Annotated in this window: 18 protein-coding genes; all 18 read right to left on the bottom strand. The window is 70.0% G+C overall.

Annotation, left to right across the window (positions count from 1 at the left end):
- Positions 1-4: 4 nt before the first annotated feature.
- The gene (locus ML01_RS17335) at positions 5-316 is read right to left on the bottom strand and encodes a type II toxin-antitoxin system RelE/ParE family toxin (protein ID WP_058556655.1); all 312 of its coding nucleotides are present in this window, start codon (positions 314-316) and stop codon (positions 5-7) included.
- Between the two features lie 136 nt (positions 317-452).
- Positions 453-1,070 (bottom strand): DUF3780 domain-containing protein, encoded by a 618-nt coding sequence (locus ML01_RS27510; RefSeq protein WP_156427801.1) that lies wholly within the window; start codon positions 1,068-1,070, stop codon positions 453-455.
- Positions 1,067-1,576, bottom strand: coding sequence for a hypothetical protein (locus ML01_RS17325; protein ID WP_156427800.1), 510 nt, complete (start codon positions 1,574-1,576; stop codon positions 1,067-1,069). The genes ML01_RS27510 and ML01_RS17325 overlap by 4 nt, the downstream gene beginning before the upstream one ends.
- A gap of 641 nt (positions 1,577-2,217) precedes the next feature.
- Entirely contained in the window at positions 2,218-4,200 is a 1,983-nt protein-coding gene (locus ML01_RS17315) for a sensor histidine kinase (protein WP_058556652.1), read from the bottom strand.
- Positions 4,201-4,457: 257 nt separating this feature from the next.
- On the bottom strand, positions 4,458-5,453 hold the full coding sequence (locus ML01_RS17310) for a two-component system response regulator (protein WP_058556651.1): 996 nt from the start codon (positions 5,451-5,453) through the stop codon (positions 4,458-4,460).
- Positions 5,450-9,040: a response regulator gene (locus ML01_RS17305; RefSeq protein ID WP_058556650.1), complete on the bottom strand. Its 3,591-nt coding sequence runs from the start codon at positions 9,038-9,040 to the stop codon at positions 5,450-5,452. The genes ML01_RS17310 and ML01_RS17305 overlap by 4 nt, the downstream gene beginning before the upstream one ends.
- Before the next feature lie 232 nt (positions 9,041-9,272).
- Entirely contained in the window at positions 9,273-12,758 is a 3,486-nt protein-coding gene (locus ML01_RS17300; protein ID WP_058556649.1) for a response regulator, read from the bottom strand.
- Positions 12,759-12,861: 103 nt separating this feature from the next.
- Complete coding sequence (locus ML01_RS17295; protein WP_156427799.1) at positions 12,862-13,350, bottom strand: response regulator; 489 nt, start codon at positions 13,348-13,350, stop codon at positions 12,862-12,864.
- 5 nt (positions 13,351-13,355) lie between these two features.
- Positions 13,356-15,596 (bottom strand): ATP-binding protein, encoded by a 2,241-nt coding sequence (locus ML01_RS17290; RefSeq protein WP_058556647.1) that lies wholly within the window; start codon positions 15,594-15,596, stop codon positions 13,356-13,358.
- A gap of 589 nt (positions 15,597-16,185) precedes the next feature.
- On the bottom strand, positions 16,186-16,956 hold the full coding sequence (locus ML01_RS17280; RefSeq protein WP_216819214.1) for a hypothetical protein: 771 nt from the start codon (positions 16,954-16,956) through the stop codon (positions 16,186-16,188).
- Between the two features lie 516 nt (positions 16,957-17,472).
- Entirely contained in the window at positions 17,473-17,655 is a 183-nt protein-coding gene (locus ML01_RS31410) for a type II toxin-antitoxin system HicA family toxin (protein ID WP_371258220.1), read from the bottom strand.
- Positions 17,642-17,881, bottom strand: a complete 240-nt coding sequence (locus ML01_RS17275) for a type II toxin-antitoxin system HicB family antitoxin (protein ID WP_058556644.1) — start codon at positions 17,879-17,881, stop codon at positions 17,642-17,644. The genes ML01_RS31410 and ML01_RS17275 overlap by 14 nt, the downstream gene beginning before the upstream one ends.
- Positions 17,882-17,995: 114 nt before the next feature.
- Positions 17,996-18,412 (bottom strand): hypothetical protein, encoded by a 417-nt coding sequence (locus tag ML01_RS17270; RefSeq protein WP_156427798.1) that lies wholly within the window; start codon positions 18,410-18,412, stop codon positions 17,996-17,998.
- 60 nt (positions 18,413-18,472) lie between these two features.
- Positions 18,473-18,892 carry a hypothetical protein gene (locus ML01_RS17265; protein WP_254045292.1) on the bottom strand — a complete coding sequence of 140 codons (420 nt, stop codon included), beginning with the start codon at positions 18,890-18,892 and terminating at the stop codon, positions 18,473-18,475.
- A gap of 37 nt (positions 18,893-18,929) precedes the next feature.
- On the bottom strand, positions 18,930-19,067 hold the full coding sequence (locus ML01_RS28940; protein ID WP_156427797.1) for a hypothetical protein: 138 nt from the start codon (positions 19,065-19,067) through the stop codon (positions 18,930-18,932).
- Positions 19,068-19,311: 244 nt separating this feature from the next.
- Positions 19,312-19,674, bottom strand: coding sequence for a type II toxin-antitoxin system PemK/MazF family toxin (locus tag ML01_RS17260; RefSeq protein ID WP_058556642.1), 363 nt, complete (start codon positions 19,672-19,674; stop codon positions 19,312-19,314).
- Complete coding sequence (locus ML01_RS17255) at positions 19,671-19,934, bottom strand: type II toxin-antitoxin system CcdA family antitoxin (protein WP_058556641.1); 264 nt, start codon at positions 19,932-19,934, stop codon at positions 19,671-19,673. The genes ML01_RS17260 and ML01_RS17255 overlap by 4 nt, the downstream gene beginning before the upstream one ends.
- A gap of 114 nt (positions 19,935-20,048) precedes the next feature.
- Complete coding sequence (locus ML01_RS17250; protein ID WP_058556640.1) at positions 20,049-23,222, bottom strand: error-prone DNA polymerase; 3,174 nt, start codon at positions 23,220-23,222, stop codon at positions 20,049-20,051.
- Between the last annotated feature and the right edge of the window lie 158 nt (positions 23,223-23,380).

The raw sequence follows: 23,380 nt of genomic DNA, 5'->3' as shown, positions 1-23,380 counted from the left end.
TTCTCTACACATGGTGCTCGGGCATCATCCGGGCATGGAAGACACGCACGACCTCGATCAACTCCGGCCCATCGCCGCCGGGCCGAAAGTAGATCACATGGCTCTGCTGCCGGTAGCCGTGGAGTCCGTCGGCGAGCTCCGGCCGCGGCTTCCACAGCGCGGGGTTTTGGCCAAGCCATTCGAATCGGCCCACCAAGGCCTCGACGTAGCGGTCGGCCTGCTCCGGACTCCACTGCTTCGCGCTGTAGAGCCAGATGTCGGCACGGGAAGCGCCGACTTGTCGGCGCTTCCCGTGCGGGGCAGGATGCCCCGCCATTTTCAGCGACGCCAGTCGCTGAAAATGTAGGAACCGGGAAACCACGCTTTTCCGGTTCCGTCCGATTTTTGGGCAGGATGCCCAATAAATCGGCATCTCCCAAGCTCCGCCTCCGCCCGGGCGGAAAGCCGGTAGATCACTCGCCGGCGAGTCGCTCGCGCCCGACGGCCTTGATGCGCTCGGCCAGCTTGGGTAGATCATCCGCGTCGTAATCCGTGTAGGCACCGCGGTCGAGGTCGGCAAGGCCGAGGGCGAACTCGGCGCGGAGCTGGCGGAGCTTGAGGAACAGCGCCCGGCGCCAGCCAAGGCCCGTGCGCTGGCCGGGTGCCGATGCCTTGGAGAACAGCCACCAGCGCTCCTCGCGCGCCAGCTCGCGCCAGCCTTGCAGGATGGCCTCCAGCTCGGCCTCGGCGCCGTCCTCCTGCAGGGTCCAGAGCAGCAGGGTCAGCTCGCGGCCGAGCAGCGGGCTCAAGCGGTTGCCGCCGGTCTTGAGCGTCGGGGCCTTGGCGCGGCCGCGCTCGTCTTCGCCCATGCCCTGCGCCAGCTCGCGCACCGCACGCGGGCCGATGCGCCGCCACAAGGCGCCCGGGATCTCCGCCAGCAGGGTCCGTTTCGGACCGCGCTCGGTCTGCACGACGGCGACCATGCGGCAGGTCGCGCCGGCGGCGCGGTCCACAAAGAGCTCGAAGCTGTCGCCATGCTCGGCGACCTGGCCGAAGTCGTGCAGGGCGGTCGCGGTCGGGGGGCTGTTCATTGGGTGATGAGCGCGGGGTCGATCTTGGAGCTGGTGTTCACCTGCCATTGCAGCAGATCTTTGCCGGTGGCGAAGTGCAGCTCGCTGAAGCGCAACGACCACTCGCCGCCCGGCACCTGCTTGTCCAGAAACTCGAAGGCCGCCATCAGGGCTGCCGCGGCCAAGCGGGTCTTGCGGTCCCAGGTCAGTGTGACGGTGCTGTCCGTGGTGGCCACTGTGACCTTTGCCTGGACCATCTGCAAGCGCGCCTCCGCCGGCAGCCCGTTCAGGAAGTCATACACCGCCTTGCGCGTGACCAGATAGCCGAAGGCCTTGCCCTGGACGGCCGCCGGCAGCGCGGGGTCGATGACCGGGTCGACGCCGGCGCCGCCGCCACCGGACACGGGCTTCGGCACCTGGAGGCTGATCTCGCGGATAACGCCGCCGCGCTCGGCGAAGAGCCGCACGGTGGCGCCGGCGGGACCCCGTTTCAAGCTCAGCAGCCGTGCCGCCAACTTCTCCTGCACGCGGGAACTGGATGCGCTTGCCGACGGCACGCTGGCGGCGGAGGCGCTGCGGCTGACGGTCAAGACCAGCGACGGGTCGTTCGATATCGATATGCCGCCGTTGGCGATGCGGCAGGTTTCGATTGGGGAGATGGATTCGCTATATGGCGACATAGCAAGGGTTGGTGGAGTTTGGCCGTGATGCCCTGGTGGTCCGCGATTGACCCCAACCGCTGTCCGCGGTGTCGCGAGTACAGGATTCCGAATCAGCGAGCAACAAGCGTCGCTGCGCCGCGCAGAGCTCACCGATCCAGGGCGTTTGTGCGATAAGGACAGGGCCATGTCCTGGTGGCGCCCGAGGTTGCGGCACCGGCGGTGGCCCCGCGACGCTGGCCTGTCATATGCGCGCGACAGCCAGACAGGCCCCGAAGCTGGACGGCCGGCGGGCGCAGTGATGAACGGCTCAGCCCGCACGGCCATTGCGACCGTCGGCGCCGTCGGCGCCGTCGGCCCTGCTCAGGCGACTGTCCGCGGTGCGGTTGTCACGAACAGCATCCGCTGGCGCCACCCCCAAACGGACACTGGCCTCGATGTCAGCTTCATCTCGAAAGCCAAGATTCAGTGCCGATCCGGTGGAGCTGACGGGATTGCGTTCGCCCGCCCTAGCCTCCGCGCTCCGACCGCTGCCCCGCCTCCAGTTCCTCGACCTCATGGCGCAGGGCGGCGACGCTGTCGCGCCAGAGGGCGTCGAGCTGGCCGGCGAGTCCGCCCAGGCTGCTGCCGAGGCCGACGCCGAGCGCGTCTTCGAGGGCGCGGGCAAAGTCGGCAAGCTCCTCGGCGCCGAGCGCCAGGGCCGCGCCACGCAGGGTGTGGAGCTGTTCCGCGGCGTCGCTCGCGCCCTGCTCCAGACTCGCGAGCAGGCATTGGCGGCGCTCCTGCTCGGCGGCGAGAAAGCGCCGCGCCATGCCGCAATAGGTGGGCACGGAACCGTCCACGCGGTGCAGGGCCGCGCGCAGGTCGAGCAGCGGCCGATGGCCGGGCGCGGCTGGCGGCGCTGCCGGCCTCGGTGACAGTGACAGCGGCGGTGGTTGCGGCGGCAGGGGGCCGGTGCGCCCGCACAGGTGGAGGATCTGCCGAACCGCCGCCGGCCAGTCCGTGGGCTTGGGGATGACGCCGTTCATGCCCGCCGCCGCGCAGGCCTCGCGCTCCGGAGCACGCAGCGTTGCGCTCATGGCGAGGATGGGCAGGTCCTGGAACGCGGGCTCGACGCGCAGCAGCCGCGTCGCGTCCAGGCCGCTCAGCACGGGCATTTGCAGGTCCATCAACACCAGGTCGTAGCCGGGCTGGGCCTTGAGCACCCGCTGCACACCCGCCTCGCCGTCCACGGCCGTGTCCACGCTTGCGCCGAGCTTGCCCAGCATCTCCTGCGCGACGAAGCGGTTGACCTCGTTGTCCTCCACCACCAGCACCCGCAGCCCGGCAAGGGGGCTCGGCGCCGCCGCGCGCCCGTCCACGCCGGGGCCAAAGCCGGGCGCGGCGCCAAGCTGCCGCGTCGGCGTCGGCGCGCGGCCGGCGCAGAGCGGCACGACGACGCGAAAGCGGCTGCCGGCGCCCGGCTCGCTGTCGACGCCGATCGCCCCGCCCATCACATCGACCAGGCCCTTGCAGATCGCCAGCCCCAGCCCGGCACCGCCGAAGGCCCGCGTCATGCTCGAGTCCGCCTGCTGGAAGCGCTCAAAGATCAGCGCGCGCTGCTCGGGCGCGATGCCGATGCCGGTGTCCGCGACGACGAAGCAGATCGCGACGCAGCCGTCTGCGCTCTGCGCGTCCGGGGACTCGGCGCCGACCTCCACGCGAACACCGCCCTGGGGCGTGAACTTGACGGCGTTGCCGACCAGGTTGGTGAGCACCTGCTTCAGTCGCGCCCTGTCGCCCACCCAAACATCGCCGAGCGCGGGCTGGATCTCCGCGCGCAGATCGAGCCCCTTGCCGCGAGCGCTGGCGTCGAACACCGCGAGCACCTCGTCGATGAGGCCGGCCAGGCTGAAGTCCGTCGCCTCCAGCTCCAGCCGACCCGCCTCGATGCGGGAAAGGTCGAGCAGGTCGCCGAGCAGCACCAGCAGCGAGCGGGCGGCGGCCTCGGCCTTGTCCACGTAGGTGCGCTGGCGCGCGTCGAGCGGCGTCTGGTGCAGCAATTGCAGCAGGCCGATCAGGGCATCGAACGGCGTGCGCAGCTCATGACTCATGTTGGCGAGGAACAGATCCTTCGCCCGGGTCGCGGCCAGGGCCGCCTCCCGCGCCCGCGCGAGCTCCGCTTGAGCGTCGGCCAAAGCCTCGCTCGGAGCGTCGCGCGGAGCATTGGCCGGAGCGTTGGCCGCAGTGCTGGCCGGAGTGTTGGCAGGAGTGTTGGCCGGAGCGTTGGCCGGAGTGTTGACCGGAGTGTTGACCGGAGTGTTGGCCGGAGTGTTGGCCGGAGTGTTGACCTCCAGGTCAACACCCCGCGCCCGCACCAGTCCGACCTGCCGCCATGGCACCCGCACCACGACAACCGCAAGCACCAGCACGAGCACCAGCAGCACCAGCAGCACCAGCAGCACCAGCCCGCAGACCTCGGGCGCAGCCGCGGGTAGGCTCGGAATCGGCATTAGTCCCCTCAGTCCCCTCGGCGCCAAGTGAAGATTCAACAATGAGCGGTACAGCCGTCGATCGGGTCAGCGCGGCGGAACCCGACGGTTGGGCTATTGCTTTCGCTTTCGCTATTGCTTTCGCTTTCGCTATTGCTATTGCTATTGCTATTGCATCGGTTGGGAGCGGAACTTCGATCCCGATCCCGATCCCGATCCCGATCCCGATCCCGATTTCGATTTCGATTTCGAGCCCGACGAAGGGTGGTGAACGACCACTAAGCCCGCGCGGATTCCTTGGCGTCCCAGGCTGTCTTGATCTCGAGGATCTGCGCCTGGATGACGTCGAACACCGCGGCGATGCGCGGATCGAAGTGGCTCCCGCTGCCCGCGCGCAGGGTCGCGAACGCTTGCTCAACCGGCCAGGGCTCCTTGTAGGGCCGGCGCATGGTCAGCGCGTCGAAGACATCGGCCAGGGCCACGATGCGCGCCGACTCCGGGATGGCCTCCCCCGCCAGGCCGTCGGGGTAGCCGGTGCCGTCCCAGCGCTCGTGATGGCGCAGCGCGATCTCGGCGGCGAGCTGGAACACCGGCGCATCGCTCATGCGCAGGATGTCGTGGCCGATGCGCGTGTGGTCCTGCATGACCGCCCATTCCGCCGGGGTCAGCGGCCCCGGCTTGCGCAGGATCTGGCCGGGGATGCCGATCTTGCCCATGTCGTGCATCGGCGCGGCCAGCTCCAGGCGCGCGCAGGCGGCGGGCTCCCAGCCGCAGGCCGCCGCCAGCGCCCGCGCATAGCCGGCCATGCGCCAGATGTGCACACCGGTTTCTTGGTCGTTGTAGTGTCCGGCAACGCCGAGCATCGACAGCGCGTCCCGATGGCTCTGCTCCAGCCGCGAGGTCTGGACCAAGGACAAATGCGTCTTCACCCGCGCCCGCACGATGGGTGGCGACACGGGCTTGACGATGTAGTCCACGGCGCCGGCCGCGAAGCCCGCCGCCTCGTTGCCGACATCGGCGAGGCCGGTGACGAAGATCACCGGGATCAGCGCCGTCGCCGGGTCTGCCTTCAGGGCGCGGCAGACGGCATAGCCGTCCATGCCCGGCATCTCGATGTCGAGCAGGATCAGCGCCGGTTCGCGCTTGGCCGCCGCGGCTAGGGCCTCGCTGCCGTTGCGCGCGAAGATCAGCCGATACGCATCGCCGAGCACCTGGCGCATGGCGGCGAGATTCTGCGGTTCGTCGTCGACGACGAGGATGGGTTCGGGCGTCATGGCGTCTCCTCCAGATCGATGCCAAGGGTCTGTGCCAGCGCGCGCAGCGCTGCCTCTCCGGCCGTGGCATCGAGGTTTTCCACGGCCTCGGTTGCCGCGTCGAGCTCGGCGCCGGAAACGAGCCGCGCAAGCCCGCGCACGGCGTCCTCGGCGCCGATCGGGTCGAAGTCCGCAAACGCCGCAAGCGCGGCGCGCAGCAGCACCGCGGCGCTGGCGATATCCGGCGCCTGCGCAGTAGCGCGTGCCGCGGTCTCCGCTGCGGCCTCGGCCTTGGTCGATGTGTCCGGAGCATAGCGTGCGATGGCGTCGAGGGCAGTGTCGAGCGCGCGGCCGAGCGCCGCCGCCGTGGCCGGCGCGGCGTGTCCCGTGCTCGCGAGGCCCCGTTCCAGCTCGCCCGCGCGTGCGGCGACCTCCGTCAGCCCGAGGTTGCCGGCCACGCCCTTGAGCTTGTGCGCGAGCCGCCGCGCCTCATCCGGTGTTGCCGCGATGATGCGACGCGCCGCATCGGCGTACTCGCGCACGAACCTGCGCAGATAACGCCGATACACCGCCGCGTCCTTCCAGATGCTAAGGCCCCTACCGACGGCGAGTCCCGGCAGGTCCGCGGCGCCCGTGAGGTCGGGCTGCACGCTGGCGGGGTCGGCGTCCGGCGCCGACGGCGCCGCTGCGCTTGGCTGCTGCGGCGCTGCCGCCGTGCGCTCGTGCACAGGCCCCGCGCCGGCGCGCGCGAGGCCCAAGATGACATCCACCGCCGTGTCGACATCGAAGGGCTTGGACAGGAAGGCGTCCATGCCCGCGGCTTCGGCCGCGGCCTCCTGCGTGCGCATCGCGCCGGCCGTCAACGCCACCACCGGCAGCCGCGCGATGGCCGGGCTGCGGCGAATGCGGCGGGTGGCCTCGTGGCCGTCCATGATCGGCATCTGCACGTCCATCAGCACCAGGTCGACGGCATCCGGGTGCGCCAGGAGCCAGTCCACCGCCTCGCGGCCGTCGCCGGCGACGCTGACCTCTGCCCCCTCGTCGGCAAAGATGCCGCGGGCGACCTCGCGGTTGGTCTCGCTGTCGTCCACCACCAGCAGGCGCAGGCCGGCCAGGCGCCGCACATGACCGGGCGTGTGCTTGGGCGCGACGGGCTCGCCGAGACGCCGCGCGCGCGCCCTGACCACGGCATCGTAGAGCGGCGAGGGTGCGAGCGGCTTGGCGATCACGGCCTCCACCATATCCGCGTCCGGGCTCGCCTGCACCTGCGCCACCGGGTAGGCGGTGAGCAGCAGCAAGAGCGGCAGCTCGGGCGCCGGCAGCGCCGCGCGGATGGCCCGGGCGGTGGCGAGCCCGTCGCGGCCCGGCATGCGCCAGTCCAGCAGCACGGCCGCATTCGGGCCGTGCAGGGCGGCATCCTCCAGCACCAGACGCAGCGCCTCGTCGCCGGATGCCGCCTCGGTTGCGCGCCAGCCGAGCGCGCCCACCGTCGCCAGCATGCCGTCGCGCACCACGGCGTTGTCGTCCACCACAAGCACCTGCATCTGTATGGGCTGAGACTGGGCGTCGGCGGCCTGCGGCTCCAGCCCGAACGGCAGCTCGAACCAAAAGGTGCTGCCCTCCCCAGGTGTGCTCTCGACGCCGATCCGCCCGCCCATCAGCTCCACCAGCCGGCGACTGATCGCGAGCCCCAGACCGGAGCCGCCGAAACGCCGCGTGGTGGACGCGTCCGCCTGCTCGAAGGGCCGAAACAGCCGCGCTTGCGTCGCGGCATCGATGCCGATGCCGGTGTCGCGCACCGCGAACCGCAGCAGCACCCGCGTCTCGCTGTGCTCGATGGGCTCGATGCGGACCTCGACCAGGCCCGCGTCGGTGAACTTGATCGCGTTGTTGGTCAGATTGATTAGCGTCTGCCCCAGCCGCAGCGCATCACCGCGCAGTGGCCAACCGCTGCAAGCCGGCGGCACGATGACCAGCTCGATGGCCTTGCCTGCGGCGGTCGCGGTCATGATGGTCGCCAGGTTGTCCAGCACATCGGTGATGCGAAAGGGCGCCTGCTCGATGTCGACCTTGCCCGACTCGATCTTGGCGAGGTCGAGAATGTCGTTGATGATGCCGAGCAGGCTCCGCCCGGAGCGCTGGATCTTGCCCGCCAGGTCCCGCGCCGCATCCGGCAGGTCCTGGCGCTCCAGCAGATAGGCGAGGCCCACGATCGCGTTCATCGGCGTGCGGATCTCGTGGCTCATGTTGGCCAGCAGCTCGCCCTTGGCGTTGGCCAGCGCGATGGCCTGCTCGCGCGCAGCATGCGCCTCGGCCGTGCGTTCAAGCACGCGCCGTTCCAGATCGGCGTTGAGCCGCCGAACCTCTGCCTCCGCCCGCAGCCGCTCCGTGATGTCGCTGCCGACGCTCAGGATCTCGACCACCTCCCCCTGCGCGTTGCGCAACGCCTGGTTGGTCCAGCTCATCCACACCCGGCGGCCGTCGCGGCAGAGGTTCTCGTTGACGCTGGTCCGGTAGTGCTCTGGATGCGCCAGGATGCCTGCGAGCAGCCCGCCGAGCTCGGCGTCGGACGCACTGTCGGGCAGCAGGATGCCGACGCGGCGCATGCCGACCACCTCTTGCGCCGTCCAGCCGAAGAAGCGCTCGGCGTACTCGTTGATGAAGGTGATGGTGCCGTCGCTGGACCAGCGGATGATGGCGCTGTTGGCGCCCTGTACCAGCTCGCGATAGCGTTGCTCGCTCTCCTGCAAGTCCGCGTTGACCTGCTCGAGGTCTCGGGTGCGCGCGGCCACCTGCCGGCGCAGCATGAGTACCCAGGCCAGCACGCCCAGGCCGACGGCTGCCGCAGCGGCAAGCACCATGCCGACGAGCCGCAGGTCGATGGCAGGACCACGCGACAGCGACGCACCGAACCACTTGTCCGCGAGCCGCTGCTCCTGCGCGGGGCTGATGGCCGCCATGCCGCGCTCTACCAGCTCGAGGGTATCCAGCCGACCCTTCGGAACCGCACGGCGGAACTGGCCGATGTAGAGGGTGAAGGCCTTGCGGAGCTCGTCCTGCAGCCCGAGCCGGTTGGCATAGAAGTCAGCCGGGTACTGGTCGAGGCAGACAATGCGCACGTCGCCGCGCGCCGCGGCGCTGATCAGCTCGACATAGTTGGGGTAATGGATCTGCTCTGCGACGCCGCGCCGCGCGAGCGCTTCGACACAGGCATCGCCGGCCTGGACGCCGACCCGAAACCCCTTCAGCGCGTCCACGCTTGTGATGCCGGCAATGGAACTGTGACTGTAGATGTTCACCGGCTGGTCGGCGTAGGGCTGCGTGAAATCGTACAGGGGCTCACGCCCCGGCGTCTTGAAGATGGTCTCGATGACATCGGCCTCGCCGGCCAGGAAGCGTGCCTGCGCATCGGCCCAGTTGGTCGCCGTGAGCGTGACGGGCACCCCGGTCTTGCTTTCCCAGAGCTTCCAGTAATCGACGAGGTAGCCGGTGAGGGCGCCGTCGGCGTCGCGGAACAGATAAGGCGGGTAATTGTCGTCGCCGATGACGCGCAGCCGGGACGGCGCGTCCGCGCTGGCCAAGGCGGGCAGCGCGATGAGCAACAGCATCGCGCCCAGCACCGAACGGCGTGCCGCGATGCGCCGCGGGCACGCCGAGCACGCCGCTGCCCAGGCGCGGCCTGCGCGTGCGGCCCGGGCGCCGCCGAGGGCTGTTCCGGCGCTCGTCATGTCCTGCACCGCTCCGGTAGCGCCAAAGCGCAGCGCCGCGGCGCACGCATCGGCGTGTCGGGCTGCGACAGCATGTCGCTCGCGATGGCGCCGCTGGGCATCGGATACGGGCTCATGGCGCTGGTTCCGCAGCGATGCCCAGCGTCTCTGCCAGCGCGCGCACGGCGGCCTCGCCGCCGGTGGCGTCCAGGTTCTCGACGGCCTCGCGCAGCGGTTGGAGCGCCGCGTCCGGCAGATGCAGGCCGAGCGCGTTCACCGCCGGCTCGGCGCCGATGGGGTCGAAGCCGGCGAAGGACTCAAGCGCGGCGCGCAGCAGCGGGGCAATCTGCGCGGCATCGGGCGCGTGGTCGGGGGCGGCGGCCGAGGGCGCCGCGGTAACCGCCGACGCGGGTGCCTCGGGGGCATAGCGCCGAATGGACGCAAGCGCCGTGTCCAGCGCGGACTGCAGGGCCGCCGCGGCGGCCTCGATGCGCGCGCCCGCGCCAGCGTCGGCAGCGAGCCGCTCCAACTCCGCGGCACAGGCGGCGACGGCATCGAGCCCCAGGTTTGCGGCAACCCCCTTGAGCTGGTGCGCGAGCCGCCCGGCCGCGTCCGGCGCACCGGAGCGGATGCGCGCCGCCGCGTCGGCGTAGTCACGGGCGGCCTTGCGCAGGTAGCGCCGGTAGACCTCGGCATCGTGCCAGAGCGCCAACCCGCGGCCGACGTCGAGCCCCGGCAGGTCGGCGTTCGCCAGCGCGCCGGCTGGCGGCCCGTCCGCCGGCGGCGGGTCCGCCGTTGCGGCGGGCTGCGCCTCGCCCCGCGCCAGGGCCAAGATGACGGCCACGGCCTTGTCCACGTCGAAGGGCTTGGCCAGGAAGGCGTCCATGCCGGCGGCTTTGGCCATGATCTCCTGCGCGGGCATTGCGCCGGCCGTCAGCGCGACGACGGGAAGCCCGCACAGCGCAGGCGTCCGGCGCATGCGGCGCGTCGCCTCGTGGCCGTCCATGATCGGCATCTGCACGTCCATCAGCACGACATCGACGCCATCCGGGTGGGCCAAGAGCCAGTCCAGCGCCGCTTGCCCGTCGCCAGCGAGGCTGATCCGGGCCCCCTCGTCGCCGAAGATGCGCCGGGCGACCTCGCGGTTGATCTCGCTGTCGTCCACCACGAGCAGGCGCAGCCCGGCGAGCCGCCGGGCAAGGCTCGCCACGTGCTTCGGCTTGGGCGCGCCCAAGCGCCGGCTGCGTACCCGCACCACCGCGGCGTACAGGGCCGAGGGCGCAAGCGGCTTGGTCAGCACGGCCTCGACCAGGTCGGCATCCGGGCTCGCACGCACCTGCTCCAGCGGGTAGGCGGTGAGCAGAAACAGCAACGGCCAGCGCGGCTCCGGCAGGGCCTCGCGGATGGCGCGGGCGGTGGCGAGCCCGTCACGCCCGGGCATCCGCCAATCCAGCAGCACGACCGCGTCCGGACCTTGCAAGGCCGTATCGGCGAGCACCCGGCGCAGCGCCTCATCGCCCGTTGCCGCATCGCTGCCGGACCAGCCGAGCGCGCCCACCGTCGCCAGCATGCCCTCGCGCACCACGGCGTTGTCGTCGGCCACCAAGACGCGTATGCCGGCGGCATGGTGCGACCCCTCGGCGGCCTCTTCGGCACGCGCCAGCGGCAGCTCGAACCAAAAATTGCTGCCGACGCCCGGCGTGCTCTCCAGCCCCATGTGCCCGCCCATCAGCTCCACCAGCCGGCGGCTGATGGCGAGGCCCAGGCCGGACCCGCCGTAGCGCCGGGTGGTGGACACGTCGGCCTGCGTGAAGGGCTGGAACAGCCGCGCCTGATTCGCCGCGTCGATGCCGATGCCGGTGTCATGCACGGCAAAGCGCAGCCGCAGCCGCGTGGCGCTGACCCCGACGGGCTCGATGCGCACCTCCACGACGCCGGCGTCGGTGAACTTGATGGCGTTGTTGGTGAGGTTGATCAGGATCTGCCCGAGCCGCAGCGGGTCGCCCAACAGCGGCCAGTCGCTGCAGATCGGCGGCACGATGACCAGCTCGATAGCCTTGCCTGCGGCGGTCGCGGTCATGATGGTCGCCAGGTTGTCCAGCACATCGGTGATGCGAAAGGGCGCCTGCTCGATGTCGACCTTGCCCGACTCGATCTTGGCGAGGTCGAGAATGTCGTTGATGATGCCGAGCAGGCTCCGCCCGGAGCGCTGGATCTTGCCCGCCAGGTCCCGCGCCGCATCCGGCAGGTCCTGGCGCTCCAGCAGATAGGCGAGCCCGAGCACGGCGTTCATCGGCGTGCGGATCTCGTGGCTCATGTTGGCCAGGAACTCGCTCTTGGCCAGCGACGCCCGCTCCGCCTCCTCCTTGGCCCGGGTCAGCTCCAGCTCGGCCTCCTTGGTGCGGTGGATGTCCATGTGCGTGCCGGCCATCAGGAGCGGCTTGCCCTCGGCGTCGCGGGCGACGACCTTGCCGCGGTCGAGCACCCAGACCCAGTGGCCTTGCTTGTGGCGCATGCGCGCCTCGCACTCGTAGTAGTCAACCGCGCCGCCGAGGTGCCGCTGCAGCAGGTCCGCGGAGCGTTCGAGGTCGTCCGGATGCACCAGCCGCATCCACGTATCGATATTCACCGGCGCCAGCTCCTCCAGCCGGTAGCCGATGATCTCGGCCCAGCGCTCGTTGAAGACGGTCGCACCGGTCTGGATGTTCCACTCCCAGGTGCCGGCGCGTGTGCCCTGCAGGATGCGCTCCAACCGCTCGCGCTCGTCGGTCAGCGAGCGGGTGCGCGCGTCCACCAGCTCAAGCAGATGCTCACGGTGGCGCGTTAGCTCCTGCTCGGCGCGCTTGAGCTCGGTGATGTCGCGGGCGATGCCGAGCACGCCGATGATCCGACCCTGCGCGTCGTGCACCGGGGTCTTGATCGTCTGCACCAGCTCGCGGTGGTCGTCGCTCGCGAAGACGAGCGCCTCTTCGTTCATCGTGGCGGCGCCGGCGGCCATGGCCGCCAGATCGCGGGCGCGGGAGGCGTCCGCGGTGTCCCGGTCCACGAAGTCGTAGTCGGTCTTACCGATGATGTCGGCCTCGGCGGCGGCGTACAGCGCCTCGAAGCGGGGGTTGCAGTACAGAAAGCGCCCGTCCGGGTCCTTGAGCCAGACCGGGTCCGGGATCGCCTGCAGCAGGGTGCGCAGGCGCGTCTCGCTCTCCTCCAGCGCGAGCCGCTGCGCGCGCACCTGCCGGCGCAGGCCGACGCGATCCAGCGTGCTCGCGACGGTGCGCCTGAGCTCCTGCGGCGTGAACCGGCCCTTGGTCAGAAAGTCGTGCGCGCCCTGCTTCATGCAGGCGACGGCCAGGCTCGCGTCGGCCATGCCGGTCAGCACGATCAGCGCATAGTCGTCCTCGTGGCCGGGGCCGCGCGCGGCGAAGAGCTCGAGGGCGTCCATGTCGGGCAAGTAATAATCGAGCAGCACGCAGTCGGGCTCGATCTCGGCGGCCAGCGCGAGCCCGCGCTCGCCTAGGTCCGCCTCGACGATGCGGAAGTCCTCGCGCAGCGCGCGGCGGATCACCTCGCGGTCCTCCGGGCTGTCGTCGATGATCAATAGCAGCGGCTCGCGCTCGCTCATCCACCGGGTCTCCGCGCTCGCTGTTGCCGGGCGGGAATCCCGCCGCGCCGGCACAACGGCCGGCGCCGCACCCGGCTCGGGCCGACGTGATGGGCGCCCCGCCTCACCGCCCGGTCGTCTCCGGCGGATGCGCCGCCGGCGGTAGCGTCACGGCGCTGAACCAGTAGTCCACGAAGCTTCGAATCTGCGCGGCAAAGCCCTGCCGGTCGAGTGGCTTGACGAAGTAGCCGCAGACGCCGAGGCGATACAGGATTGCCACATCCCGGGGATTGTTCGAGGTCGTGAGGATGACGACGGGCAGCGGCAGCCGCTGCGCGTACTCCTCACGCAGGTCCGACAGCAGATCCATGCCGGTGCCGTCGGGCAGATTGAGATCAAGCAGCACGATGTCGAACGCCGCGGGCGCCTGCCGCGCGGGGCCGGCCGGCGCCGGCGCACAGCCCGGACACAGCAGCGCCAGCGCCTCCGCGACACTGGCGGCGCGCCGCACCGCGCCGGTGAAGCCCGCCTGCTGCAAGGCCCAACAGGCGAGCGCGTAGTCCTCATCGGAGTCCTCGACGATGAGCAGCGCGGCGGTTTGCAGCTTGGTCATGGTCGTCACCGGGGTCCTGCCGCGAGCGTGAAGCGAAACACCGAGCCCTGCCCGGGCACCGATTCCACCCAGATGCGCCCGCCGTGGCGCTCGATGGCCTTCCTGGCGATGGTGAGCCCGGCGCCGGCGCCGCCGCCGAAGTCGTTGCGCCCGTGCAGGCGGCGGAAGATCTGGAAGATGCGCGCATAGTGTTTCTCGGCGATGCCGATGCCGTTGTCGCGCACGAACAGCACCGGCGGCGACGCGCCGTCGTCGCAGCCGATCTCGATCTGCTTGTCGGCCTTGTCGTTGTATTTGAGCGCGTTGGAGATCAGGTTGCTAAAGATCTCGCCGACGCGCACCCGGTCGCACTCGAGCACCGGGAGCCGGCCCAGCACCCTGACCGTCGCCCCCCGTGCCGCGAGCGGCGCGAAGGTCTCGAGCGTCTGCGCCACCACCTCGTTCAGGTCCACCTGTTGCAGTTGCAGGTCGATGCGCCCGACCCGCGAATACTGGAGCAGGGACTCGATCAGCTCGTCCATGCGCGTCGTGAGCCTGAGGATGGTCGCCAAGCGCTCCCGTCCCTCGGTGGACAAGCGGGCACCGTCGTCCTCCTCCAGAAACTCCACCGAGGTGTGGATACCGCGCAACGGTTCTTTCAGATCATGCGAGGCCGCGTAGGCAAAGGTGTCGAGCTCCTCGTTGCTCGCCGCCAGCTCCCGATTCATGCGCCGCAGTTGCTCGGTATGGCGCAGCAGCAGCTCGGCGATGCCGCGGCGCAGCTCCGTGGCGTACTCCAGCTCGCAGTCCAGCCAGCGGCGCGACTCGCCGGCGACCGCCTCGCGCCAGAGCGCAAACGAGGTCCGCGGCAGCAGGCGGATCTCCGCGCCGCTGGCGTCGATCTCGACCGGCTTGCTCGGATCGCCGGCCCAGTGCACGACCTGCCGCCATTCCTGCCGGAACCACAGCAGTCCATCGGGGGCGCCGTGCGACCAGCGCACCGCGAGGAGCCCGCTCGCCGCGGCCTGAAAGGCCGCCGCCGGCGGGTAGTCCGCGGCAAGCGCATGGGTCACGAAGGTGAGCTCACTCCGACCGGCGAGCCAGGCCGCCAGGGCCCTGACCTCGGCCTGCGCGGGGGTCTTGCCGAGCAGGCTGAGGCGGCCGTCCGCAAGCAGCGCGACGCCGTCGGCATCGAGCGCGGTCAAGGCATCGGCGTGCGTCTCGATCAGCGCCGCGGGCAGGGCGTCGGCCTCGAGCAGCGCATCGAGCAGCCGCGCACGCGCGGCCCCGAGCGCGAGCCGGTAGCCGCCGTGCTCCTCCGCGGCCTTCCCGGCCATCAGCAGCGAGACCATGTGCGCGAGGCATTCCACGGCGACGCGCGGCTCGTAGGGCAGACACTTGGGCCCCGCGTGGTGCATGCAGGAGATCAGCCCCCAGAGCTTGCCGTCCTTCAGCAGCGTCGTCACCAGGGTCGCCTTGACGCCCATGTTGCGCAGATAGCCCGTGTACATCTCGGACACGCTGCGCAGGAAGGACCAGCTCAGGTCCACCGGCGCCGCGGTGAGCGGATTGCGCTCCGGCACCAGCGGCACCGGCGCGTAGTCGACGTCCGGCAGGTGCCGAAGCCAGGTCAGGCTGAACAGGCGCCGGGCGGGCTCGGGGATGTCCGCCGCGGGATAGTGCAGCCCGAGGTAGGTTTCCAGGCCCGCGCGCACCGACTCCGCGATCACCTCGCCGCTGCCGTCCGCGGCGAAACGGTAGGCCATGACGCGGTCGAAGCCGGTGATGGCGCGGATCTCCGCCACGGTAAGGTCGAAGAACGCCGCCAGCGTCGGTGCCGACTGCAGCCGCTGCAGCGTCAGGTGCACGCCCGGGTAGAGCTCCGGCGCGCCGACGCGGGCGGCCTGGTCGAGCCGTTCCAGCTCCAGCAGCACCAGCCCGTCGTCGGTGCGGCTCGCGAACACATGGCAGGCCTGTCCGCCGCCGGGCGACTGCACCGCCAGCAGGCGCGTGAAGCTCGTGGACAACTGCTCTGCGGACAACCGCTCCCGCAGGTCGGCTGCGACCGCCGCGCCCAGCGCGCCCTCGATGCCTTGGCCGAGCAGCCCTGCCGGCGGCAGCCCCAGGTAGTCGGCGCTGTTGGCGCTCGCCTGCTGGATGCAAAGCGTCGCCGCATCGAGCACCAGCAGCGCACCGTGCGGCTGAATGGCGCCGGGGTACTGCACCTGCTCGCGATCGCAGTTGGACAGATCGATCTGGGCCTGCATGGTGCGCGGGATTGTTGCGTGTGCTCTGTCCGCGCAGAGTAGCAAGGTTGCGTGCCGGCCCCAACCGGCCAGGGGTAAAAACCCTGACCCGACAGAGCCGGGCTGGCATCGGAGCGCAGCGCGCCGTTGGAGGCGCGACACCGCTGGAGTGGTGTCGCGAGTGGACGTTCCGTCGTTGTCGTTGTCGTTGTCGTTGTCGTTGTCGTTGTCGTGATCGACCATCCGCCGTGTTGACGGGTATCGGCGGGTGTTGACTGGAGCGTTGACTGGAGCGTTGACTGGAGCGTTGACTGGAGTGTTGACTGGAGTGTTGACCTCCAGGTCAACACAGCGATAGAGCGGGATACATTGATGTCGCGAATGCGGAGCCGACCGGGAGGTCGGCTCTCCGGCCCGGCTGCGGCTCGGCACGGTCGGGTAGGTGCTTGGCTGTCGCAACCAGGTACGTAACGACGGCCTCGCGCCGGACCTCGCCCTGCACGCCCATGAGCCGGGCACCGAGCAGGGTGCGCCGCACCCGCTCGGCGAGCTGCTTGAAAGTGACGACTGTCGAAGCGATGCCCGCGGACATCGCGCCCGTCGGCCGCGCCTAGCTCCGTCGAACCGCCGCCCCGTGCCGGATGAGGACAAGCCCGCCGAGCCCGGCCAGCAGCAGCGGCAGCGGTGCCGGCAGCGGCACGTTCGCCGGCCGCGGCGCGAACCGCAGGTTGTCGAGGGCGAGGACGCCGGTCGGCGGCGCGCTGCCGCCGAAGATGCCGAGACCCCATTGCTGCGGATTCACCAGCAGGTCCGCGGCGGTCTTGGGCTGGTTGTTGGTGAGCGTGACCCAGGGGCCGGCGGGGTCGATGTCGATCAGCAGGTCCGCCCAGGCATCGACGCCGGGCGTGACGCCGATGTCGAGATAGAAGAACGACACTTGCGGCGGGGCGGGACCAGTCTCGCCGTCGGGGTCGACCCACTCGCCGAGCCAGAGCGTCACAAGGGCGCCGCCGAGGTCGAAGCCCGCTTCGGCGCTCATCGAGAAGGTGAGGCGGTTATCCACGCTGAGATCGACGGGATGGTAGACGGGATGCGCGGCATCAAAGAAGCCGTAGGCGTAGGCGACCCAGTGGTTGCGCATCGAGGTGATCGCGCTCCACTGGGAGCCATTGGCGAGGTCGAGCCGAACAAAGCCGCCGGGGTCGCCGCCGGAGCTGACCCACTCCATGGGCACACCGATGTCCGAGGCGAGCTCATTGAAATAGTAGAAACCGTTGTTCCCGAGCGCCGGATCATCCCAGCCCTCGAAAAACCCGGCCTCCGCGGGCAGCGCCGCCGCGAGCCCGAGCAACAGCGCCGACACCGGCCCGGCTTGACGCATCTTGGAGCTTGACATCGTGACCCCCGCCCTCACGGCGATGCTATGTCGCGCCACGGCAGTTTCCGTGGCGGAGTAATGGTATGCACCAACCGACGCTAGTGCAAGCCCTACGACGCGAAGACGAGCCCGCCGAGCAGGTGGGAGTCGTCCATGAGCCGCTTGGCGATCAGGTGCGTGACGCCGGCCTCGCGCTGCACGGCCCATGAGCCGGGCGCCGAGCAGGGTGCGGCGCTCGCGCTCCGCGAGCTGCTTGAAGATGACGAGGTGCACATGGCCGGTCTCGTCCTCCAGCGTGACGAAGGTGACGTTGTTGGCCGCGGCCGGGCGCTGGCGGTTGATGACGAGGCCGGCGGTGCTGACGAGCGCGCCGCAAAGGCGCGGGGTCAGCATAGGCGCGAGGGCAGTTCCTGCAATCACGCATTTCCGAGTTGCGTTACCGGATGCTGGATTGCAAGCCCTGACCCCCGAGGGCGCGGACGCCTCCTCTGATGCCTCCTTTTCGAGAAATGGAGCGGCTCAGTATTTCGGGGAAAGCCCGGCTTGTTTGCACAGCTCGTTTGCTGTTATGCGGTCAAGTTGGCGGTGTCGCTTTATTGGAATCGCCTTCATTCCGTCGGTGTAGATCGAATGGTTGGCGCCTTCGCGGAGAAGTTGGAAGCCATTGGCCTCGAAGTACCGAATCAGGTCACGCCGTTTCACCGACACGATCTAACTCCACGGACAATTGTTCGAGGAGCGCGTTCCCAGGCGGAATCTCTTTGCCGAGGTCACGGTATGCCAACAGCATCTCGTTGAGCGCATCGCGCAACATGGCTCTGCATTCGTCGAGATCCGCGCCTTCTGTAACGACTTCTGGCCACTCCACCAATTGCCCCATATATCCCCCGCGGCAGCGAGTATATTTTGCCGTGTAACTTTGCAGCATGGGTTTGCCTCACCGGTGAGCTCGAACCAGGAAAACTAGCGCATGAGTCGTCCGGACGCAAGGGGCACACAGGGAGCGCAGGGAGCGAGAAGCGAGAGCAGTCAGATCTTGCAATCACGCATCTCTGCGCTGCATGACCAGATACTGGATTGCAAGACCTGCCCTCATGCCCCTGGCCGTATGGCTATGCCGGCGCCCGGCACGACAGTTCGACCTTGACCTCGTCGTATGGCAAGACGCCCTCTGTGACCCTGAGGCCCTCTGAGCCCTTTCGAATCTATTCGGCCGAGTCGAAGTCAGGTCGTCGAGCGAGACATGAAAGACCTCTCCATGCTCGTTCTCCACGACGATTGCGCGTTCGCTCTCGTCGAGCTCCATGCGGACGAAGAACACGTCCTGCACATCCGCCTCCGTAGTCGGATCGAACGCGACATCGTATACGTTGACCAGCGCCATGCGCGTACCGCTCTCCGCGTCGAACACCGCGAGAAAGCCCGTACGGTTGGGTAGATCGAGCGCGTCACCGTTCATGATCTGCTCGTACTTGTGACCTTCAAATACAGAAGTGAAGAAGTGAAGGGGGTCTTGCAATCAATCATCGGCGGCGCCCTTGAGCCGCGCCTTGAGGCGCTCGATCTCGGCTAGCGCGGTCTCCTTCTCTGTCCGCTCGCGCTCCTTCTCCGACCGCTCGCGCTGCTCCGCTGCGCGTGCCTGTTCTTTTTCCGCCCGCTCGCGCTCTTTGTCCGCCCGCTCGCGGGCCGCCATGGCGCTCAGCTCATCGAGCCGGCGCTGAATGGTCTTCTGCTGGCGCAGGTAATTCTGCCGCGCCTGGGAGGCATGATAGGCGCGCTCTTTCTCGGAAAAGCCTTGCATGGTGCTCATGACGCGTCGCATCTCCGGGGTATTCATCCACGGCGGCAGGTTCTCGGGGTCCAGGTACTCGCCCTCGACGAACAGCTTGAGCCACCGCTCTTCTTCGCTCGCCACGGCCTCGATCATCGTGCCGGCCACATCGCCTCCCGCACGCAAGCGGTTCGCACAGCGGACACTACTGCGCTGGGATCGCCGGCTTTCCAGCCGGCTCGCCGCCGGCGCGGCGGACCGGGGTCGCCGGCTTTCCAGCCGGCTCGGCGCCGGCGCGGCTCGATGCCGCGTCGGCGGCGTCCTGGCCGATCAGAGAGCACATGCGCGCTCGTCCGGCCGGCCGCGCGGCATGGGCAACCGCCCGGCTCCCGCGCCGCAGATCGCGCGCCGGGGGCATCGAGCCCCCGGCACGCGAAGCCGGCTGAAAGCCGGCGCTCCCAGTCGGCGCCGGCGTAAAAACGTAAAAAGGGGGACAGACCACTATTTATCCTCCGGGCCAAGTAATGCGGTGTCGCCAGCCTGATCGGAAGCTCCCCCGGGGCTGCTCGGCGCGATGGGTGTCGCAATCACTTCGCCGCGGCCTCGACGCCAATGGCCAGTGCGATCAAGCGGCGGATCTCGGCGATCTGCTCATTGGTGACACGCGAAGGCGTCGCCGTGATGCGCCGTTTGGATGTGGTCGTCACGTGGTGGGCCAGCGCGTGGCAGGGCTTGGCGCAGCCGTTCTCGGGGGTGGGCTCGATGCGGACCGACAGCTCGGCGATGGCGAGTCCGGGGTCGTCCGCGAGCGGAACCAAGATCAGGTTCGGATAGGCATCATCGAACAGATCCTTGTCCTCGACGACGACGGCGGGGCGGCGCTTGTTGGGCTCTTTCGGCAAGGCGTCGCGCCAGTCCACGAGCACGATCTGGCCGGCGGTGAAGCTCATCGCCGCGCAGGGTCGGCGGCGGGCGTGCCCCAGTCGTCGAAGCCCCAGTCGTCGAAGAAGGCCTGCGCCTCCGGCGTCGCGGCGACGTACTCGGCCACCGCGCGGCTCTGCGCGCGGATGCGCTCGCGGCGGAGGCGGCGCGCTTCCTGCGCGGCCAGCTCCCGCAGGTAGGTGGAGAGGCCGATACCCCGCTCGCGGGCGGCCTCTTCCAGCGTTGTTTGAATGTCTCGCTCAAGACGCACGGATACCGGATGCCCCATGTCGCTCCTCGCAATCAAAGCGCCCAAATCACTACAAGGATGTAGTACCGCAAGATAGCACGTGCCCGTCGCGCCGCCCAAGGTGTCGAGCCCCGGTCGGTCCGAGCACCGATCTCAGTGAAAATCCCGCGAGGTGAAGACGAGCCCGCCGAGCAGGTGCGAGTGGTCCATGAGCCGCTTAGCGATCAGGTGCGTGACGCCGGCCTCGCGCTGCACCTCGCCCTGCACGCCCATGAGCCGGGCGCCGAGCAGGGTGCGGCGCTCGCGCTCGGCGAGCTGCTTGAAGATGACCAGGTTCACTTGGCCGGTCTCGTCCTCCAGCGTGACGAAGGTGACGTTGTTGGCCGCGGCCGGACGCTGGCGGTTGATGACGAGGCCGGCGGTGTGGACCATCGCGCCGGGGGCGGCGGCCTCGACATCGCTTGCGCTGCCGAGGCCGAGCCCGCTCAGGCGCTCGCGCAGCAGGGCCAGCGGGTGGCGGCGGAGCGTCAGGCCGATGCTGGCGTAGTCGGCGACGATGTCGCGGCCCTCCGTGGGTGCCGGCAGCAGGGGCAGCGCGGGCTCCGCCGGCGGCGGCAGCGGCAGGCTGGCTTGGATCGGCGCCGATGCCGCTGCGCGCCGCCCTGCCCTGTCCGAGACCGGGCTTGCCGCGCGCCGCGCGACGCGCCAGCTCGCCTGATGCCGATTGCCGGCGAGCCCGGCCAGCGCGTCGGCGGCGGCGAGCGCCTTGAGGTCGCGCCGGTCCAGCCGGGCCCGCTCGCGTAGATCGTCCAGGGTCTGCCAGCCGGGGTCCGTGCGGGTCGCGACGAGCCGCTCGGCACCGGCCGCGGACAGCCCCTTGACCAGCCTTAAGCCCAGCCGCAGCGCCGGCTGGCCGGCGCTTGATCGACCGAGCGGGGGCGTGCGCGGCTCCAGCGTGCAGTCCCAGCCGCTCGCGCGCACGTCCACGGGGCGCACCTCGACGCCCTGCCGGCGCGCCTCGCGAATGAGCTGCGCCGGCGCGTAGAAGCCCATGGGCTGGCTGTTGATGAGCGCGGCGAAGAAGGCGGCCGGCTCGTGGTGCTTGAGCCAGGCGGACACGTAGACCAAGAGCGCGAAGCTCGCGGAATGGGACTCAGGGAAGCCGTATTCGCCGAAGCCGAGGATCTGCTGATAGATGCGCTCGGCGAACTCGCTGCTGTAGCCGCGCGCGCGCATGCCGTCGAGGAGCCGCCCGCGGATGTGCTCCAGCCCGCCGCGGCGCCGCCAGGCGGCCATGGAGCGGCGCACCTGGTCCGCCTCGCCGGCGTCGAAGCCCGCCGCCACCATGGCCACCTGGATCACCTGCTCCTGGAAGATGGGCACGCCGAGGGTGCGCCCGAGCACGGACTCCACGGCTTTGGACGGATAGGTCACGGGCTCCAGCCCCTGCCGGCGGCGGAGATAGGGGTGCACCATGTCGCCCTGGATCGGCCCCGGCCGCACGATGGCCACCTCGATGACCAGGTCGTAGAAGCAGGCGGGCTTGAGGCGCGGCAGCATGGCCATCTGCGCGCGGGACTCGATCTGGAACACGCCGGTGGTCTCGGCGCGCTGGATCATGGCGTAGACCTGCGGGTCTTCCGGCGGAATGTTGGCGACGCTCATGGCCGTGCCGCGATGGGCATTGACCAGCGCCAGCGCCCGGCGGATCGCGCTCAGCATGCCGAGCGCGAGGCAGTCCACCTTGAGCAGGCCCAGCGCGTGCAGGTCGTCCTTGTCCCACTGGATGACGCTGCGCCCGTCCATGGCGGCGTTCTCAATGGGCACCAGCTCGTCCAAGCGCCCGCGGGCGATGACGAAGCCGCCGACGTGCTGCGACAGGTGCCGCGGCATGCCGATCAGCTCGTGCACCAGCCGCATCAGGGTCAGGATCTGCGGGTTGAAGGGGTCGAGCCCGACCTCGCGCAGGCGCTCCGGCGGCACCCGCTGGCCGTCCCACCAGTTGATGTTGCGCGCGAGCCGATCGACCTGGTCCGCCGAGAAGCCGAGCGCCTTGCCGACGTCGCGCACGGCGCTCTTCGGCCGGTAGGAGATCACGGTGGCCGCCAGCGCGGCGCGGTCGCGGCCGTACTTGGCGTAGATGTACTGGATGACCTCCTCGCGGCGCTGGTGCTCGAAGTCCACGTCGATGTCCGGCGGCTCGTTGCGCTCGCGGGAGACGAAGCGCTCGAACAGCATGGACATGCGCGCCGGGTCCACCTCCGTGATCCCCAAGCAAAAGCACACCGCCGAGTTCGCCGCCGAGCCGCGCCCCTGGCACAGGATGCCCTGCCCGCGGGCGAAGCGGACGATATCGTGCACGGTGAGGAAGAACGGCGCGTAGGCCAGCTCCGCGATCAGCGCCAGCTCGTGCTCGATCTGTCCGCGCACCTTGTCGGGCAGGCCGGCCGGGAAGCGATGCACTGCGCCCTGCTCGGTGAGGGCACGCAAGTGGCTGTCCGGCGTCGCGCCGGCGGGGACGAGCTCTTCCGGGTAGGTGTAGCGGATGGACTTGAGGCTGAAGCCGCAGCGCTCCGCGATGCGGGCCGTTTCTTCCAGCAGGTCGCGCGGGTAGAAGCGCGCGAGCACCGGCAGCGGGCGCAGGTATTGCTCGCGGTTCTGGCGCTCGAAGGCGGCATCGGCCACGCTGGTGCCGGTGCGGATCGCGGCCATCACATCCAGCAGCACGCGGCGCTCCGGCACGTGCATCAGCGCACCGCCGACGGCCGTCAGCGGCAGTCCGACGCGAGCACCCAAGGCGCGCAGCCGACGGAGCCGGGCGGCGTCGTCGCCGGCACGATGCAGCGCGACGCCGATCCAGCAGCGGCCGGCGAAGCGCGCGGCGAGGCGCCGGCCCCACTCGTCCGCGGTGTCCTCGGCCGCGGGATCGCGCACATCGGGCAGCCAGATGACGAGGCAGCCCGGCAGGCCGTCGTCCAGGTCCTCCGGCAGCAGTTGCCAGCGGCCCTTCGGCGCGCGGCGCCGGGCGCGGGAGATGACGCGCGACAGGCTTGCGTAGCCCGTCATGTCGGTCGCCAGCGCGAGGAGTCGGGGGCCGGCGTCGATGGGCAACTCGCTGCCGATCAGGAGCTTCAGCCCCTGCGCCTCGGCCTCCTCGTGCGCGCGCACCACGCCGGCGAGCGAGCAGACGTCCGTGATGGCGAGCGCACTGTAGCCGAGCCCAGCGGCCGTGCGCACCAGCTCAGCCGGCCGCGACGCCGCGGACAGGAACGAAAAGCAGGTTCGGCAGTACAGCTCCGCGTACCGCGGCGGCGCGGCATCGGGCATATCGGTGGGCAATGGACTGTCAATAAAGACAGTCTAGGCTATCGCAGAACGGCTGTCCGGGTGCAACCGGAAGCGGGCGAATCTTAATGCGCCGAGGGGTGATGCGGCGGCAGCGGCGATTCGGTGAAGTGGAAGAGGGTCGTCCGGGCCGAGCGCCC

The organism is Thiohalocapsa sp. ML1, from assembly GCF_001469165.1.
Classification (GTDB): domain Bacteria; phylum Pseudomonadota; class Gammaproteobacteria; order Chromatiales; family Chromatiaceae; genus Thiohalocapsa.
This window is presented reverse-complemented; position numbering and strand designations above follow the sequence as displayed.

Coding starts and splice junctions, on each gene's coding strand:
- ML01_RS17335 (WP_058556655.1), bottom strand. CDS start 316: ATGGCGGGGCATCCTGCCCCGCACGGGAAGCGCCGACAAGTCGGCGCT.
- ML01_RS27510 (WP_156427801.1), bottom strand. CDS start 1,070: ATGAACAGCCCCCCGACCGCGACCGCCCTGCACGACTTCGGCCAGGTC.
- ML01_RS17315 (WP_058556652.1), bottom strand. CDS start 4,200: ATGCCGATTCCGAGCCTACCCGCGGCTGCGCCCGAGGTCTGCGGGCTG.
- ML01_RS17310 (WP_058556651.1), bottom strand. CDS start 5,453: ATGACGCCCGAACCCATCCTCGTCGTCGACGACGAACCGCAGAATCTC.
- ML01_RS17305 (WP_058556650.1), bottom strand. CDS start 9,040: ATGCTGTTGCTCATCGCGCTGCCCGCCTTGGCCAGCGCGGACGCGCCG.
- ML01_RS17300 (WP_058556649.1), bottom strand. CDS start 12,758: ATGAGCGAGCGCGAGCCGCTGCTATTGATCATCGACGACAGCCCGGAG.
- ML01_RS17295 (WP_156427799.1), bottom strand. CDS start 13,350: ATGACCAAGCTGCAAACCGCCGCGCTGCTCATCGTCGAGGACTCCGAT.
- ML01_RS17290 (WP_058556647.1), bottom strand. CDS start 15,596: ATGCAGGCCCAGATCGATCTGTCCAACTGCGATCGCGAGCAGGTGCAG.
- ML01_RS17280 (WP_216819214.1), bottom strand. CDS start 16,956: ATGCGTCAAGCCGGGCCGGTGTCGGCGCTGTTGCTCGGGCTCGCGGCG.
- ML01_RS17275 (WP_058556644.1), bottom strand. CDS start 17,881: ATGCTGCAAAGTTACACGGCAAAATATACTCGCTGCCGCGGGGGATAT.
- ML01_RS17270 (WP_156427798.1), bottom strand. CDS start 18,412: ATGAACGGTGACGCGCTCGATCTACCCAACCGTACGGGCTTTCTCGCG.
- ML01_RS28940 (WP_156427797.1), bottom strand. CDS start 19,067: ATGTGCTCTCTGATCGGCCAGGACGCCGCCGACGCGGCATCGAGCCGC.
- ML01_RS17260 (WP_058556642.1), bottom strand. CDS start 19,674: ATGAGCTTCACCGCCGGCCAGATCGTGCTCGTGGACTGGCGCGACGCC.
- ML01_RS17255 (WP_058556641.1), bottom strand. CDS start 19,934: ATGGGGCATCCGGTATCCGTGCGTCTTGAGCGAGACATTCAAACAACG.
- ML01_RS17250 (WP_058556640.1), bottom strand. CDS start 23,222: ATGCCCGATGCCGCGCCGCCGCGGTACGCGGAGCTGTACTGCCGAACC.